Origin of the sequence: Thermococcus sp. Bubb.Bath, assembly GCF_012027595.1 — an archaeon.
In the GTDB taxonomy this organism is placed as follows: domain Archaea; phylum Methanobacteriota_B; class Thermococci; order Thermococcales; family Thermococcaceae; genus Thermococcus.
In genome coordinates this window covers 616,590-630,238 of sequence record NZ_SNUR01000001.1, presented here as the reverse complement: position 1 = coordinate 630,238, position 13,649 = coordinate 616,590, and the positions used below count along the sequence as shown (strand labels likewise).

22 protein-coding genes are annotated in these 13,649 nt (G+C 54.6%); 6 read left to right on the top strand and 16 right to left on the bottom strand.

The features are described 5' to 3' along the window. Positions 1–28 precede the first annotated feature (28 nt). Genes upp through E3E29_RS03545 form a run of 4 tightly spaced genes read right to left on the bottom strand, consistent with a single transcriptional unit; the run spans position 29 to position 2,943 of the window. A complete protein-coding gene (gene upp / locus E3E29_RS03560) occupies positions 29–706 on the bottom strand; it encodes a uracil phosphoribosyltransferase (protein ID WP_167909495.1) in 678 nt (225 codons plus the stop codon). 10 nt (positions 707–716) lie between these two features. After that, entirely contained in the window at positions 717–1,334 is a 618-nt protein-coding gene (locus E3E29_RS03555) for a rhomboid family intramembrane serine protease (protein WP_167909494.1), read from the bottom strand. Continuing rightward, on the bottom strand, positions 1,334–2,128 hold the full coding sequence (locus tag E3E29_RS03550) for a bifunctional fructose-bisphosphatase/inositol-phosphate phosphatase (protein ID WP_167909493.1): 795 nt from the start codon (positions 2,126–2,128) through the stop codon (positions 1,334–1,336). The genes E3E29_RS03555 and E3E29_RS03550 overlap by 1 nt, the downstream gene beginning before the upstream one ends. A gap of 2 nt (positions 2,129–2,130) precedes the next feature. Next, a complete protein-coding gene (locus E3E29_RS03545) occupies positions 2,131–2,943 on the bottom strand; it encodes a DUF63 family protein (protein ID WP_167909492.1) in 813 nt (270 codons plus the stop codon). Between the two features lie 102 nt (positions 2,944–3,045). Between E3E29_RS03545 and E3E29_RS03540 the strand changes: the two genes are divergently transcribed. Both E3E29_RS03540 and E3E29_RS03535 read left to right on the top strand, forming a co-directional pair. Further along, on the top strand, positions 3,046–4,086 hold the full coding sequence (locus E3E29_RS03540) for an NAD(P)-dependent glycerol-1-phosphate dehydrogenase (protein ID WP_167909491.1): 1,041 nt from the start codon (positions 3,046–3,048) through the stop codon (positions 4,084–4,086). Positions 4,087–4,123: 37 nt separating this feature from the next. Beyond that, positions 4,124–4,549, top strand: coding sequence for a UPF0179 family protein (locus E3E29_RS03535; protein ID WP_167909490.1), 426 nt, complete (start codon positions 4,124–4,126; stop codon positions 4,547–4,549). On the opposite strand, the gene E3E29_RS03530 is transcribed toward E3E29_RS03535, so the two are convergent. Further along, a complete protein-coding gene (locus tag E3E29_RS03530) occupies positions 4,550–5,110 on the bottom strand; it encodes an Era-like GTP-binding protein (RefSeq protein WP_167909489.1) in 561 nt (186 codons plus the stop codon). A gap of 74 nt (positions 5,111–5,184) precedes the next feature. Here E3E29_RS03530 and E3E29_RS03525 point away from each other — a divergent pair, with 74 nt between their 5' ends. Both E3E29_RS03525 and E3E29_RS03520 read left to right on the top strand, forming a co-directional pair. Continuing rightward, a complete protein-coding gene (locus tag E3E29_RS03525; RefSeq protein ID WP_167909488.1) occupies positions 5,185–5,499 on the top strand; it encodes a GTP-binding protein in 315 nt (104 codons plus the stop codon). Between the two features lie 2 nt (positions 5,500–5,501). Continuing rightward, the gene (locus E3E29_RS03520; RefSeq protein WP_167909487.1) at positions 5,502–6,068 is read left to right on the top strand and encodes an HD family hydrolase; all 567 of its coding nucleotides are present in this window, start codon (positions 5,502–5,504) and stop codon (positions 6,066–6,068) included. A 25-nt stretch (positions 6,069–6,093) separates the two neighbouring features. On the opposite strand, the gene E3E29_RS03515 is transcribed toward E3E29_RS03520, so the two are convergent. The 10 genes from E3E29_RS03515 to E3E29_RS03470 are packed head-to-tail and all read right to left on the bottom strand — an operon-like array spanning position 6,094 to position 10,934. Continuing rightward, positions 6,094–7,362, bottom strand: coding sequence for an ABC transporter permease (locus E3E29_RS03515; protein ID WP_167909486.1), 1,269 nt, complete (start codon positions 7,360–7,362; stop codon positions 6,094–6,096). After that, positions 7,359–8,120 carry an ABC transporter ATP-binding protein gene (locus E3E29_RS03510; protein WP_167909485.1) on the bottom strand — a complete coding sequence of 254 codons (762 nt, stop codon included), beginning with the start codon at positions 8,118–8,120 and terminating at the stop codon, positions 7,359–7,361. Before E3E29_RS03510 ends, E3E29_RS03515 begins: the two co-directional genes overlap by 4 nt. Beyond that, positions 8,104–8,304, bottom strand: a complete 201-nt coding sequence (locus E3E29_RS03505; RefSeq protein WP_167909484.1) for a helix-turn-helix transcriptional regulator — start codon at positions 8,302–8,304, stop codon at positions 8,104–8,106. The genes E3E29_RS03510 and E3E29_RS03505 overlap by 17 nt, the downstream gene beginning before the upstream one ends. Continuing rightward, complete coding sequence (locus E3E29_RS03500; protein WP_167909483.1) at positions 8,301–8,609, bottom strand: DUF2178 domain-containing protein; 309 nt, start codon at positions 8,607–8,609, stop codon at positions 8,301–8,303. Before E3E29_RS03500 ends, E3E29_RS03505 begins: the two co-directional genes overlap by 4 nt. Continuing rightward, positions 8,610–9,224, bottom strand: a complete 615-nt coding sequence (locus E3E29_RS03495; RefSeq protein WP_167909482.1) for a hypothetical protein — start codon at positions 9,222–9,224, stop codon at positions 8,610–8,612. Continuing rightward, positions 9,225–9,482, bottom strand: a complete 258-nt coding sequence (locus E3E29_RS03490; protein ID WP_167909481.1) for a DUF2178 domain-containing protein — start codon at positions 9,480–9,482, stop codon at positions 9,225–9,227. Between the two features lie 42 nt (positions 9,483–9,524). Next, the gene (locus E3E29_RS03485) at positions 9,525–9,908 is read right to left on the bottom strand and encodes a DUF2178 domain-containing protein (protein ID WP_167909480.1); all 384 of its coding nucleotides are present in this window, start codon (positions 9,906–9,908) and stop codon (positions 9,525–9,527) included. Between the two features lie 48 nt (positions 9,909–9,956). Then, positions 9,957–10,325, bottom strand: coding sequence for a hypothetical protein (locus tag E3E29_RS03480; protein WP_167909479.1), 369 nt, complete (start codon positions 10,323–10,325; stop codon positions 9,957–9,959). Beyond that, positions 10,315–10,629: a nucleotide pyrophosphohydrolase gene (locus tag E3E29_RS03475; RefSeq protein ID WP_167909478.1), complete on the bottom strand. Its 315-nt coding sequence runs from the start codon at positions 10,627–10,629 to the stop codon at positions 10,315–10,317. The genes E3E29_RS03480 and E3E29_RS03475 overlap by 11 nt, the downstream gene beginning before the upstream one ends. A gap of 17 nt (positions 10,630–10,646) precedes the next feature. Further along, positions 10,647–10,934, bottom strand: coding sequence for a hypothetical protein (locus tag E3E29_RS03470; RefSeq protein ID WP_167909877.1), 288 nt, complete (start codon positions 10,932–10,934; stop codon positions 10,647–10,649). 81 nt (positions 10,935–11,015) lie between these two features. On the opposite strand from E3E29_RS03470, the gene E3E29_RS03465 reads away from it, so the two are divergent. Together E3E29_RS03465 and iorA are read left to right on the top strand one after the other, a co-directional pair. Continuing rightward, positions 11,016–11,282 (top strand): hypothetical protein, encoded by a 267-nt coding sequence (locus E3E29_RS03465; protein ID WP_342764654.1) that lies wholly within the window; start codon positions 11,016–11,018, stop codon positions 11,280–11,282. Positions 11,283–11,365: 83 nt separating this feature from the next. Further along, a complete protein-coding gene (gene iorA / locus E3E29_RS03460) occupies positions 11,366–13,279 on the top strand; it encodes an indolepyruvate ferredoxin oxidoreductase subunit alpha (protein ID WP_167909875.1) in 1,914 nt (637 codons plus the stop codon). Here iorA and E3E29_RS03455 read toward each other — a convergent pair. Further along, on the bottom strand, positions 13,276–13,623 hold the full coding sequence (locus E3E29_RS03455) for a hypothetical protein (RefSeq protein ID WP_167909477.1): 348 nt from the start codon (positions 13,621–13,623) through the stop codon (positions 13,276–13,278). The two genes, iorA and E3E29_RS03455, sit on opposite strands and share 4 nt — an antisense overlap. Positions 13,624–13,649: the final 26 nt, after the last annotated feature.

Genomic DNA, 13,649 nt, shown 5'->3' with positions numbered 1-13,649 from the left:
CGTTGGAAAAGTGCTGGGAAAAGAAAACTCAGGGGGGTACCCCCTTCAGCGGGGCCCCAAAGGCCCTGTCTCCAGCATCTCCTAGTCCGGGGAGTATATAGCCCCTCTCATTGAGCTCCCTGTCGATTTTAGTCACGAACATCTCAACGTCCGGGAACTCGTTCTTTATCCTTGAGATCCCCTCCGGGGCGGCAAGTACGCCAAGTACCAACGTTCTCTTGGGCTTTCCGTACTTCCTTACCTCCCGGAGCACCTTGATGATGGTCGACCCTGTGGCTATCATTGGATCCGCCACTATCACCGTGTCCTCAGGCGTGACCTTGGGTATCTTGATGTAGTTCATCTCTATCTCGAACTTCGGTGCCTTTCCGCGGGAGGCGGAGACTATGCCGACCCTCGCGTGTTCTAAGACTTTTATCAGACCCTCCATAAAGGGAATTGCCGCGCGGAGGACAGTTATTATGACCACGTTCCTCCGGTCCTTGACGACTGTCCCCCTGGTCTTCTCCAGGGGTGTCTCGATCTCGACCTCCTCCGTCTCCATGGTCTTCGTGAGCTCGTAGCCCATGTACCTTCCTAGCTTAACGAGCCCCTTCCTGAAGGATATGCTGTCGGTGTTTTTGTCCCTTAGCTCCGTCAAAATCTCCATTATGAAGGGCGAGTCCTCGAATGAGTAAACGCCCTCCCACCTTTCATCCACTCTCATCACGACCACCTCAATATCCCTCGAGTTCCCAGTAGTCCATTCTCATTATCCGCCTTTTAACGTACTGGCCGTAGGGGTAGCCCAGCGCCAGCCCGGCCAGCAGACCTCCAAGGTGGGCCACCCAGTTCACGTGGGGCATCCAGCTGTTCACGAGAAACAGGAAGAAGGCGTTGGCCAGTGCTACCTGCATGTTCCTCTTGAGGACTCCATCTATCGTGAGGAGGGCCCCGGCTATTCCGAAGATGGCTCCACTTGCACCTGCGCTTATGGTCATCGGCCCCATCATTCCCAGTGTCAGGACGTTGCCGAAGAGACCGGCCACCACGTAAACCAGGAGGTACCTCCACCTCCCAACGAGGAGCTCAAGCTGACTTCCCAGGTATATCAGGAAGAACATGTTCATCGCTATGTGTATCCAGCTGACGTGAACGAACATCGCGGTGAAGAGCCTCCACCACTCCCCGTACTCCGTCACCAGAACGTTAACCTGTGCAAGCTTTAGAAGTGCATAGATGCTTACTGTGGGGCCGCCGCTGAGGTAGAGTTCGTACCCGAAGACAGCGAAGTTGATGGCTACCAGCAGGTATGTCAGCCATGCATGCATAATCGAACGTAAAACGCTCCCCATCACCTTCCCCCCAGCTCTTCCAGGATGATCTTCAAAAGGGCCTCATCAGCTGCTGCAACGACGTTCATGTTCTCCTCGGCGCTCAGATGAACCCTCAGCTCTTTTCCCCTCTCATCAGTTACTATCCCACCCGCTTCCCGTACCAAGAGCACTCCAGCGGCTATATCGGTTGGACGGACGTAGTTCCTGGCATCCACGACCGCCTGGATGGCCCCCCTTGCGAGGTAGGCGAGCTCCACCGCTATGGCCCCAAGAACCCTGACGCGCTTTACCCTGCCTATTAGACCGGTCCCTGCACCGCGAGTGTAGAAGCTCACCGCGGCCCTTTTCGGCTCGCTGGGTGAGACGTGAATGGGGCTTCCGTTTAGGTAGGCCCCCTCTCCAGGGATGGCCTCGTAGTACCTCCCGGTCGTGAACTCGTAGAGGGCAGAGTAGACTGGCTTCTCCGTCCTGAACAGCGCAAAGCTGAAAGCGAAGATGGGTATCCCCACCGCGAAGTTGTAGGAACCGTCTATCGGGTCTATTACCGCCGTGTATTCGCTGCCCTGGTCTATTAAGCCCACCTCTTCGCTGACTATGTTTATCCCCAGGGGTTTGAGCCTCTCGATGGCCGTTTCCTCGGCAACTTTGTCAACGTATTTTGTGACATCCCCGCTGACGTTCGTTCCGATGTTCCTCCCTCCCTCTGGTGTCCCAAAGAGGGGCTTAACGAGACCCTCAATGTCCTTCGCCAGAGAATAGACAACTTCGTTCCAGGGGAGGTCTCCCCCAACTTCGTAATCTCTCCTTTCCATTTTCATGCCCCCATAAACGCTATAAGCAGGTTTCTCGTTCCCGGCCCGAATCCGAGTATGAAAATGGCCATCTTCACGAAGTTTATCAGCTCTGGATCCTCGTCCTTCATGTAGACGTCCAGGAGCCAGACTATCGGAACCAGCACCACGAGCTTCTCTATGTACATCGCCGCGGGAGTTCCAAAGAGCCCCATGAACTCCCTTGCCAGTACGTGCTGCTCCCAGAACCCAAAGAACTGGATTCCGACGAACGTTGTGGTGGCATCGTAGAAGTGGGTGTAGAATAACACCTTGTTGTTCTTAATGAGTTTGAACTTCTTTCCAAGGGCCCATATGCTCAGCTCCGCCACGAAAAGGATCGGGATAAAATATCCAAAGTAGTTCCAGTGGAATTTTGCCTTGTTCAGGTTGATGAGGAGGAGAAAGATCAACCCTCCGACAAGTACCCAGCCAAAGTCGCGGTAGATGGGGTAGAGTTTGTCCACTGGCCCAAGATGCCTCCAGACAACGAAAAGCGCGGCTATGGCAAACGCAGCTATAACGAAGTACGCGCCGGGACTCACCGTGAGGTACGTCCTGGGGAGCATTCCGGTGTCCGTCTCAGCCCTCATAAGCGGTCCCAGGATTATGTACGGCATGAGAGCGACGAAAAAGCGCTCGTCGATTTTTATTCCCATCCTTTTGAGCATTCTATAGAGGAGGAGGACGGCTATTCCAAGGATTATTGCGTATACCGTCGTGTTCACGGCGTTGTAGCCCTGGTTGTACTTTATCGGGTCAACGAAGTATTTCTGAAAGAACTCTCCTGGTCCCATTAAACCACCGGTGGAAGTAGGGAAAGGGGGTTAAAGCTTTTCCTCTCATCATCACCCAATCACTTTTAAGGTCGCCGGTCGTAATTAAGAAAGGTGAGAGAAGTGCATCTGATGGAGCTCCCCAGGGAAGTTCTGCTTGGAGAGAACCTAACGGGGGAAGTTGTCAACGTAGCCGAGAGGTTGAGGCTCGGTTCGAAGGCTCTCATTCTCTACGGCCCCCGGACGAAGGAGATAGCGGGTAAAGCTGTTGAGGAGTCCCTCTCAGAGAGGTTTGAGGTTGAAGGTGTGGTCGTCAAAGCTGCCAGTATGGAGGAAGTGGGGCGCGTTGAAGGGTTGGCAGGTGAGTTTGGAGCCGACTGGATGGTGGCGGTTGGTGGGGGAAGTATAATAGACGTCGCCAAGCTTGCATCGCATCGCCTCGGTCTTCCCTTCATTAGTTTTCCGACGACAGCATCGCACGACGGCATAGCGAGCGCCAACGCGTCTATAAAGGATTTGGGGGTCAAAACCTCCGTCAAGGCCAGACCTCCGGTGGCCGTTGTTGCGGATGTTAACGTTATAAGAACCGCCCCCTACCGCTACCTCGCCGCGGGAGTAGGAGACATAATAAGCAACCTCACGGCAGTTAAGGACTGGCAGCTCGCCCACAGGATAAGGGGGGAGTACTACAGCGAGTACGCGGCTTCCCTCTCCCTCATGAGCGCCAAGATGGTTATGAAGAACGCGGACATCATAAGGCTCGGCAATGAGGAGAGCGTGAGGAAGGTCGTCAAGGGCCTTATATCGAGCGGCGTTGCCATGAGCATAGCCGGCTCTTCCAGGCCTGCGAGCGGCGCGGAGCATCTCTTCAGCCACGCCCTCGACCAGATAGCCCCGAAACCTGCCCTCCACGGCGAACAGGTTGGAATTGGGACGATAATAACGGCCTATCTCCACGGCCTGAAATGGGAGCGGGTTAGGGAAACCTTAAAGAGGGTGGGCGCACCAACTAACGCATACGAACTTGGAATCGAACCCGAGACAATAATCAAGGCCCTCACCATAGCCCACACAATTAGGCCGGAGCGCTATACGATACTCGGGCGCGAAGGCCTCACCTGGGAAGCGGCCGAGAAGGCCGCCAGGATAACAGGGGTCATCTGATTCGATTTCACTATCATGTCTCACGGAGGTGTACGAGATGGTCATCACGCTGGTTGGAGAAAAGCTGGCAAAACCTGGGCTTGAGTTCATTTATGAGGGACCCGCCGAGCCATGTAAGACCTGCAGGCTTGCCAGGGTCTGCGTTGGAAACCTCGAACCCGGAAGGAGATACCGGATAGTTAGGGTCAGGAACATAGAGCACTCCTGCCCGCTTCACGAAGGAAAAGTCCGCGTCGTCGAGGTCGTTGAGCCCCCGATTGAAGTCCTCGTGGATCCAAGGATTGCGATAGTGGGCTCCAAGGTAACCCTGAAGTTCGTGGACTGCGACGATCCGTCCAAGGAGGAGGTGGTGAGGCCTGCTGGCCTCTTCGAAGGTGACCGCGTTAAGGTTATGGAGATACTTGAGGACGTGGAGTGTGGAGAAAAGAGGTACAAGCTCGTCAGGGTAGAGCGCGAAAAGTGATCAGTCGGCGTACTGGGCGTAGTACGCAAGCCTCTCAATGAGCTCGTTGAAGCCCTCATAAGTGACGAGCGACAGCGGTATCGCCTCCTGCTCCAGCCTCTTTTTTATGATTTTTCTGATTTCTTCCACCCTCTCCTGCGGCACGAGGTCAATTTTGTTTATCACGACTATAATCGGCTTCCCATACCTGAACTTCAGCATGTGGTGGAGCTTCTCCATGCCCCTGTGCAGTCCAACGGTCGCGTCCACCATGTGGATGATAACGTCCGCGGAGGTTATCTCGTCGAGGATTCTCCTGAACTTGTCCTCGCTGAGCACCTTACCCCTGAGCTCCCTCTGTGGGTCGAAGAGGCCGGCGGTGTCTATTAGGACGAACTCGTCCGCGCCCCCTAGCGGGTTCTTCATGCTCTTCGGTATCTTCAACGTTCCAAAGCGCCTCCTTATAACCCCCTTAGTCGTTCCGGGGAGGTTCTCAACCTCGCTGATTTTTCCGCCGATTAGAGCGTTCATGAGCGTGGATTTGCCCGCGTTCTCTGCCCCGATTATCGCAACCTTTATCACCGCCATCCCTCCGCAAGGTTTATCTTTCAAAGTGAGTATCACGTGGGGAGATAAAAAGATGTGGGGCGGGGAACATGTCCACGCGGGTTAAACTCGGCCACCATTTTTATTACACCGTAACGGTGGAGGACCTTAAGTCTGGCAGAATGCGCGGTAAAAACGTCGTTCTTGAGGGCACCGTCGAGGACAAGCCGAGGATTGAGTTCCTCCCGATGGAGCTCCCAGGTTACAGAACTGTTTTCTCAGTGGCGGGTATTCGTATAGAGTTTTCAGGCAGCCCCTGCCTGGGGAAGGGGGACAAAGTCAGGGTCTACGGCCGTTTTCTCGCTGGGGATTTAATAGCGATGGCGATAGAGACGGAGAAGGCCCTGTTCATTGCGGAGGAGTGAGCATGTCCCTCCTGAACCTGTTTTTCGAGGCAGGAAACCTTAAAAAACTGAAGAGAACGGGCTGGCTCCTTCGCGGGGTACCCGTTCCGGAGAGCATAGCGGACCATTCGTTCAGGACGGCCCTGATAACGATGTTTCTTGGGGACGAGCTCAGGAGAAAGGGAGTTGAGGTAGACGTTGAGCGGGCCGTTAAGATAGCCCTCATTCACGACCTCGGTGAGGCCAGGATAACTGACATCCCGCTCCCCTCTCAGCGCTATTTTGACAAGGTTGAGGGGGAGAGAAGGGCCATCTCCGAAATGCTGGGGGAGAACGGAATGGGAGAATACGCCCAGCTCTTCGACGAGTATGAGAACGAATCCACGCCCGAAGGGGGCCTCGTCCGCTTTGCTGACAGGCTTGAGATGCTCATCCAGGCGATTGAATACGAGGAATCTGGCTTCAGGAACCTCGACGAGTTCTGGGGGGCGCTTGATAGCCTGAGGAGGAGCGAGTTTTATCCATATTTTAAGGACATCGTTGACGACCTGGAAAAAAGGAGAAAAGGAAAGAAGGTTGTAACCCCCTGAAGCGAACCTCTGGAATGAAGCCCCTCTATCTCTTCTTTCCCCAGCTTATCTTTGCCGTCAGAACCTTCTCGCTTGAGAATATCCGCGCTGCCAGATAGAGCGTCAGCCCGGCGGCGGCGGTTAGATACGCGATGCTGATAATCAATGGCCCGTACGCACCCGTCAGGGCGTAGCGGTATGCCGCAACGGGGTATGTGAACGGTATCGCCAGGAGCCCGTAGCGTGCCGCGGGGGGCAGCTGACTGAGGTCGACGAACATCAGCAGGAACGCCGGGAAGGCTAGGGGGAGTATCACCGAGCTGACGACGGTGTTTGCGCTCTGGACGTCCTCCGCGAAAACCGCCAGTACCATCGCTAGGCTGAGGGCAAAGACTATCGTGAGGAACACCACGAGGGAAAAGAGGAGCATTCCCGTTGGAGTCATCCCAAGGCCAAGCTCGCTCAGGCTCACACCTGCCTTCGACTGGAACGTCCCCATGTAGCTCTTCAGCCCTATCATGTAAGCTAAGGCCGCGATAAGGCCCATAACGGCCGTTCCGCTTATCTTCGACGCCACTATCGTGGTCCTTTTGACGGGTAAAGTCAGGAGGGTCTCGAGGGTCTTGTTCTCCTTCTCGGCCGCCACTGCCCCCGCCGCCATCTGGGCGGTTATCGTGACCATGAGGAACACTATTAGGGGCAGGCTCGTTGACTGTGACGCTAAAACAGAGGAGACAACTGAAGGGGGAACGTTGACGATTCTACCCTTTATCACGGACTTGCTGACGGCTCCGACGGGGTTTAAAACTGCGTCCGGGTTTTCAAACCCAGCTTTCTCTATCTTTATCTTCGCCAGCTCCTGGGATAGGATATCGATGACCGCATTAATCCTGCCCTCGCTGACGCTCTCGCGGATTCCCGAGCCTATCGCGTTGAATATACCGTAGACTTCGACCTCTGCCCTCTCATTTTCCTCTATGCTGGCGCTGAAGTTCCGGGGGATTACCACAAGCACGTTCTGTTTTTGCTCCGATGCACGTTGCAGGGCCTCCCCAATAGAACCCGCCTGGATGAGCGTGACTGTGACGTTCGGAGTGGCGTTCAGCGCCTTTATCAGGGTCATTCCGTACTTTCCGTCGTCGAAGCTCACGATGGCCACGTGCGTCTCCCCCTGGGCCTTCTCAATCCCGACCTGCATCATCTTCCCCATCGCAGGATAGAGGATGAGGGGGACTATTATCAGGCCGAAGAGGAGCTTCTTGTCCCTTATCAGGTTCATTATCTCTTTTCTCGCTAGTATCCAGAAGTCGCTCATGAGCCCTCACCCCCGACGGGCTCGGGAATCTCAACCCCTATCGCCCTCATGAAGACCTCCTCAAGGTTCTCCGCGGAATACCTCTCCTTCAGCTCCGCCGGTGTGCCCGACTCAACTATATGTCCTTTATTGATGAAGGCCACCCTGTCGCAGAGGTACTCGACCTCGAGCATGTTGTGGCTGGAGACGAGGAAGGTGACGCCCTTCTCTCTTGCAAAGGCCTTTATCGTCTTCCTTATCGTGTACGCGTTGACTATGTCCAGACCGCTCGCGGGCTCGTCCAGTATGGCCAGCTTCGGCATCACCATTAGCGCCCTCGCGAGGAGTAGTTTCCTCGTCATTCCCTTTGAGTACGTGGCAACCTTGTCCTTCAGCCTCTCTCCAAGGCCCGATATCTCAACTCCGACTTCCACCATTCTCTTGGCCTTCTTCTCGTCCTTCGCGTACAGCCCCGCCATCATCCTTAGGTACTCCATCCCAGTCAGGTTTTTGTAGGCCCCGGCCTCCTCCGGGAGATAACTTATCAGTTCCCTGACCTTGTCCGCATCCTCAACGACGTCGTATCCTGCTATCCTGGCCTCTCCAGCGGTGGGCCTGAGCAGCGTGGCGAGTATCTTGAGTGTGGTGCTCTTCCCGGCCCCGTTTGGGCCGATGAGACCGAAGATTTCCCCCTCTTTGATGGAGAAGCTTATTCCCTTCAGGGCCTTGACCTTCCCGTAGTCCTTCTCAAGGCCCTCCACCTCAACCAGATTCTTCATATATGAACACCTCCTCGATTGACTTCCCAAAAAATCGGGCTATCTTAAAGGCGAGTTTAAGGGAGGGGTCGTACTTTCCCCTCTCAATGGCTATTATTGTCTGTCTCGTCACTCCGAGGGCCTTTGCGAGCTCTTCCTGCGTCAGACCCCTTTCTTCCCTCAGCTCGCGGAGACGGTTCTTCATATCACATCCTCCTGGCGTAGTACGCCCTGAATATCCAGATGCCAAAGAATACTGTCATAAAGATTATCAGGGTCGTTGTGTCCCTGGCGGCGCTGTTTTTTTGTGATAAACCAGTGGTAATACCGCAAAATTACGTCCACAACCGTAACAGCCTCAAGTGTTTTAAGAGCCGTCCTTTTATCGATTTCCAGCGCTCTCTCGTCTGGAGGAACCCCTATTTCTCTGAGCATAACCCTTGTCATCAAAACTCCGGGAAGAACACCCCCGACAATGGAGACGGCCACAACAATGGCCAATTCGTTCACTCACATCACCCTCCTGTAGTAGAGCTTAGCGCCGAACCACACTATCCCATAGGCCGCTAGGGGATAGAGGGTCATGGCATGGGTACTGATTCTTGGGAACCCCTTAAAACTCGTGCCGAGAAGGAGAATGGCGATTATTCCCACGAGCGTATCCCCAGCCAGCGCCCTGCTCCTGAGGTCTATCTCTTCTCCCCTCTCGTCGGTTATGACCGTTTTGGGCGTCAGTTTCTCTTTCTTCATTCTAACAACGAGAACAGCCGCCACAATTATGAAGATGGTGGTGATGACTGTCTGAATTGTGGAGAGGTATCCCGTCATCTGGAAGGCCCAGACGGTTGATAGGGCTGCCAATAAAGCCGACAGAACGAGGAGCTGGGCGGTACCCCAGCCGTCTCTTAAGAAGTCTGGATTCTCAATAGCCGTCCCAAAGAGGCCCCCGCCGAAGGCGACGGCGGATATGAAAACTCCAACTAGGATTGGAAACGTCCACTCTGGCATTTCCATGCTGACGGTCATCGTCCCTCCACTTGCCTCGTAGAGCCAGAGGAGATACGCGCCATAGACCAGTGCTGAAATGAGGAGCAGCCCCAGAACGTTCCTCTTCCAGCGCTCCATTCACATCACCCTTGAGTAGTAGTACTTCACACAGAGATACCCAAGTGTTGCCACAAGCGCGATTAAGAGGAGCGCATGGTATGCCGGGCTCTCTCTGTCTCCGGTTATGAAGCGGACGTAGAGTATTTCCACCACCACAAGCGTCTGAATGAGCAGGATCGTCTTCTCAGCCGCAGCCTGGTCAATTCTGATAGTCCGTTCGTCCCTATCTTCACCTGCGTTCCTGCGGTAGCCTGCGGCAATGTAAAGTGCAGTCAAAGTTCCGATTATCAGGATTGTGATGCCCAGAAATTCGTGCGTTCACATCACCTCCTCGTAGTGTGCCTTCGCGAAGAGCGGGAGCAGAGCGATGATTGCCAGAAAAAGCCCGCTCGTGATGGAGGCGCTCTTCCAGAAGGGATCGCGCTGGGAGATTATGCTCGTTGATACGAAGGTGAGGGCTATTGTGAAGCCGAGGACGCGCATGGTCAGGGCGTAGCTCTTCTCCTCAATCACCTTAACCCGCTCATCAACGATTACCTCTCCAATTCTTTCGAGGTAGCGTTCGTAGGCCGTGGCGATTATTGCTCCTAGGAAAAGACTCCCAACGGCAAGAGCCACACTGCTCCTGTTGGAGGCTTCAACGAACAGTACAAGGAGAACCGCAAATATTACCGCCCACCCGAGCCAGTGTTTTGTCTTCATGGCACTCACCATGTAAAGTTTACTTTACGTAAAGCTTCCTTTACATCCTTATAAGGTTTGCCCCCCATCGTCCCCGGACTCTTCTTCGGCCTCTACCTCTCCCTCTTCCTTCATAACGCGCCCTACGTAGCTCACCATGTCGTGAAGGGCCAGGAAGTCCAGGAACGCGATGACGCCCTTGAGGAGCGCACCGGCTATTAGGTAGAACGTTGCCATGAAGAAGTCCAGCGCCAGGTAAACGAGGGCCACCTTGACCGCGGTTCGGTTCTCGCGGTAGACCATGAGCGCTAGTACGACGTCGAATAGCGCGAACGTCCCGTATATTGCCGGACTGAGCCGGAGGTTCATCCCGTTCACGATTGCCTGGATCAGCAGAACTGCAACGGTAACCTTCAGCGTCCCGAATTTAAGCTCCATCCTTCCCCACCGGGTACTTTCTCTCGTTCTTCCTCATCTTCCTCACTAGCGCTTCGTCTGGGTCTATCCCCAGCTCGTGGGCTAGGGGGGTGAGATAAATTATCTCGTCGGCAACGGCCTCCTTTTTGGCCGGGTTCTTCACAGCCTCCAGTATCTCAGTGTCACTTCCCCACTGAAAGTGCTCCAGCAGTTCCCCCATCTCAACGGCAGCGGAAATCGCGAGGTTCTTCGGGGTGTGATAGCGCTTCCATCCACGGGAATCCCTGAACTTAACCAGAAGGGATTCAAGTTCCTTGAACTCCATGCGATCACCTCAATGACTCAATAAACGTGTGCCTCGCTCCTCTTGAGCAGTTCAAGCATTTTGACCAGTTTTTCAAGTCCCTCCGTTCCGAGGTGCTTTTCCGCATCTTCCTCAGGATCGAGCGTGTTGAGGTGCTCTCTTATCTTTTCAAGGTCCCTAAGGTCTTCGTCTATCTCTATGGCCCGCTGCGTGAACTCCATGCTCGTGTATGGGGTCTCAAACGACCTCTGCTGATTGGACACAGCGGCTATCCTCAGTTCCGCTATCGTCTCATCCACCATCTCAAGCAGTTCTCCAACCTTCATGGCACTCACTACATGGGGTATGGTGGGAGGGTATTTAAGGCCACCGAAACGCTTTTACGCTCTGAAGGATATAATCTTCCGGTGAGGGGCGTGGATTTCGCTCTCTTTATGGAACGGTACGGCTACAAGATTCTTCTGGCCATCGGTGCGCTCGTCGTCCTGGCGATTTTTGGAACCTTCGTCGCAGGCATACTGGCTATGATGAAGATTTACGGGGTAATCATCGGTGCCATAATACTGGTCGGTGCGGCTTTCTACGCATTCACCGTCACCAGGAGGTCTTCGCAGGCCTACGCCGATGCAATGTCCAAGTACTTCTACGACCCAAAGCAGGGAAGAAGGCCCTGAGCTCGAATATTTTTCGATTTTTACCCGCGTTTTTCTGAGCATAGAGTTTTAACCCTATCCACGGATAACCTACGGTGGTCATAGTGGAGACTGTGAAGAACGCTCCTTCTAACGTTTCACTTGGGGCATCGACTAAAAAAGAGAGGAAGCTCCTAATGGGCAACGAGGCTATAGCCTACGGCGCGCTTGAGAGCGGCGTTGCCTTTGCTACCGGTTACCCGGGAACCCCCTCAACTGAAGTCGTGGAGACCATAGCGCACCTCAAACCTGAAGTTTTCGCGGAGTGGGCGCCGAACGAGAAGGTTGCACTGGAGGAAGGGGCAGGTGTTGCCTACACTGGCCTTAGGGCCCTCGTCACAATGAAATGCGTTGGTCTCAATGTCGCCGCTGACCCGCTCATGAGCCTCGCCTACTCCGGCGTTGAAGGCGGAATGGTCATCCTCGTCGCGGACGACCCCGGACCGCATACGAGCCAGACAGAGCAGGACGACCGCTACTACGGCAAGATCTCTCTCCTCCCGGTTCTTGAGCCCGCCGACCCGCAGGAGGCCCACGACCTCATAAAGTATGCCTACGAGCTGAGCGAGAGGTACAAGGTCCCGATAATTTTCCGCACGACGACGAGGGTCAATCACACCACTGCCGACGTCGAGGTCGGCGAGTTCGTTGAGCTGGACAGGGAGCCTGTCTTCAAGAAGGACATTGAACGGTACGTGAGGGCCAGCATGGAGGGCAACAGAAAGAGGCACAAGTGGCTCAACGAGACGCTAAGGAAGATCGAGGAAGAGTTCAACGAGATGCCCTTCAACTGGGTCGAAGGGAAGGAAGATGCCAAGATTGGGATAATTGTTGAGGGAGCACCCTACAACTACGTGCGTGAGGTCCTGCCTGAGGTCGGTGCCGACTTCAAGATTCTCAAGCTTTCAACTCCCCACCCACTCCCGAAGAAGCTTGTGGTAGAGTTCCTCAAGAGTGTCGATGAGGTCATAGTAATCGAAGACGGCGCCCCGTTCCTGGAGGAGGAGGTCAAGATAGCGGCCTATGAGGCCGGATTGAACGTGCCGATATACGGCAAGAGAACCGGTCATCTGCCGCTTGAGGGCGAGCTAACGCCTTCCCTCGTGAAGAACACCCTTCTCAGTCTCATCGGTGAGGAAGGAGAGGAGTACATCAAACCGGAAGAGGTTGCCTACGCCGAAAGCCTCGCCCCGAAGAGGCCCCCAGTAATGTGTCCGGGTTGCCCCCATCGCGGCTCGTACAGGGCTGCCCTCGATGCTCTAAGGGACCTCAAGCTCGGCCGCTACAAGGTTCCGATTCACGGCGACATAGGCTGCTACGCGCTCTCACTCCTCCCGCCTCTTGAGGCCATCTGGACCGAGTATGTTATGGGTGCGAGCATAAGCTTGGCGAATGGCCAGAGCGTCGTTATGGACAAGAAGATAATCGCCACAATCGGGGACTCCACATTCTTCCACAACGGAATCCAGCCGCTGATAGATGCCGTCTACAAGAATCTGAATGTTCTGGTAATGATACTCGACAACAGGACGACGGCGATGACAGGTCACCAGCCCCATCCTGGAACGGGCGGAAGCGAGACCGGAAGAAAGTTCAACGAGATCGACATAGAGGCCCTCGTGAAGGCCCTGGGAGTTAAGTACGTCAAGACCGTTGATCCCTATGACCTCAAGGCAACAAGGGAAGCGATAAAGGAAGCGATGCAAATTGAAGGACCGGCAGTGATAATAGCGAGGCGCGAGTGCGTTATCCCTGTTATAAGGCGTGGAGAAATTGGAGAGAAGCCGATAGTCATTGAGGACAAGTGTACCGGCTGCAAGGCCTGCATACTCCTGACCGGCTGCCCGGCACTCGTCTACGACCCGGAGACGAAGAAGGTCAGGATAGACGAGCTCCTCTGTACCGGCTGTGGGGTCTGCAACCAGACGTGTCCGTTTGACGCTATAAAGTTTCCAAGCGAGCTGAAGGAGGAGAACTAATACCAGCCGTAGCGCCAGTCTTTTCTTCTTTCTTCACTTACCTCCGCGGAGATGATGCCCCTGAGCATAACGTTGTATAGAGCGAGGAGCACGAAGCCGACGGGAACAGCGTAGAACTCACTGATGTAGTCGGTCAACCAGAATACCCCCACAACGGGGGCTGCCGCTATTGCCGCCCCTCGAAGAATCCTTCTCCAGTTCTGGGGACCAAGGTAGCCGAGGTTTCCAACGTTGGCGGGATCAAAACGGTCGTGAAAGTAGTAGAAGAACTCCGTGCTCTTCACCCAAATGATGATCAGCTCTATTACAACTATCGCAGTATAAACAAGCGCAACTACGGGCATGAGTGGAAATGACTGTGGAAGAATAA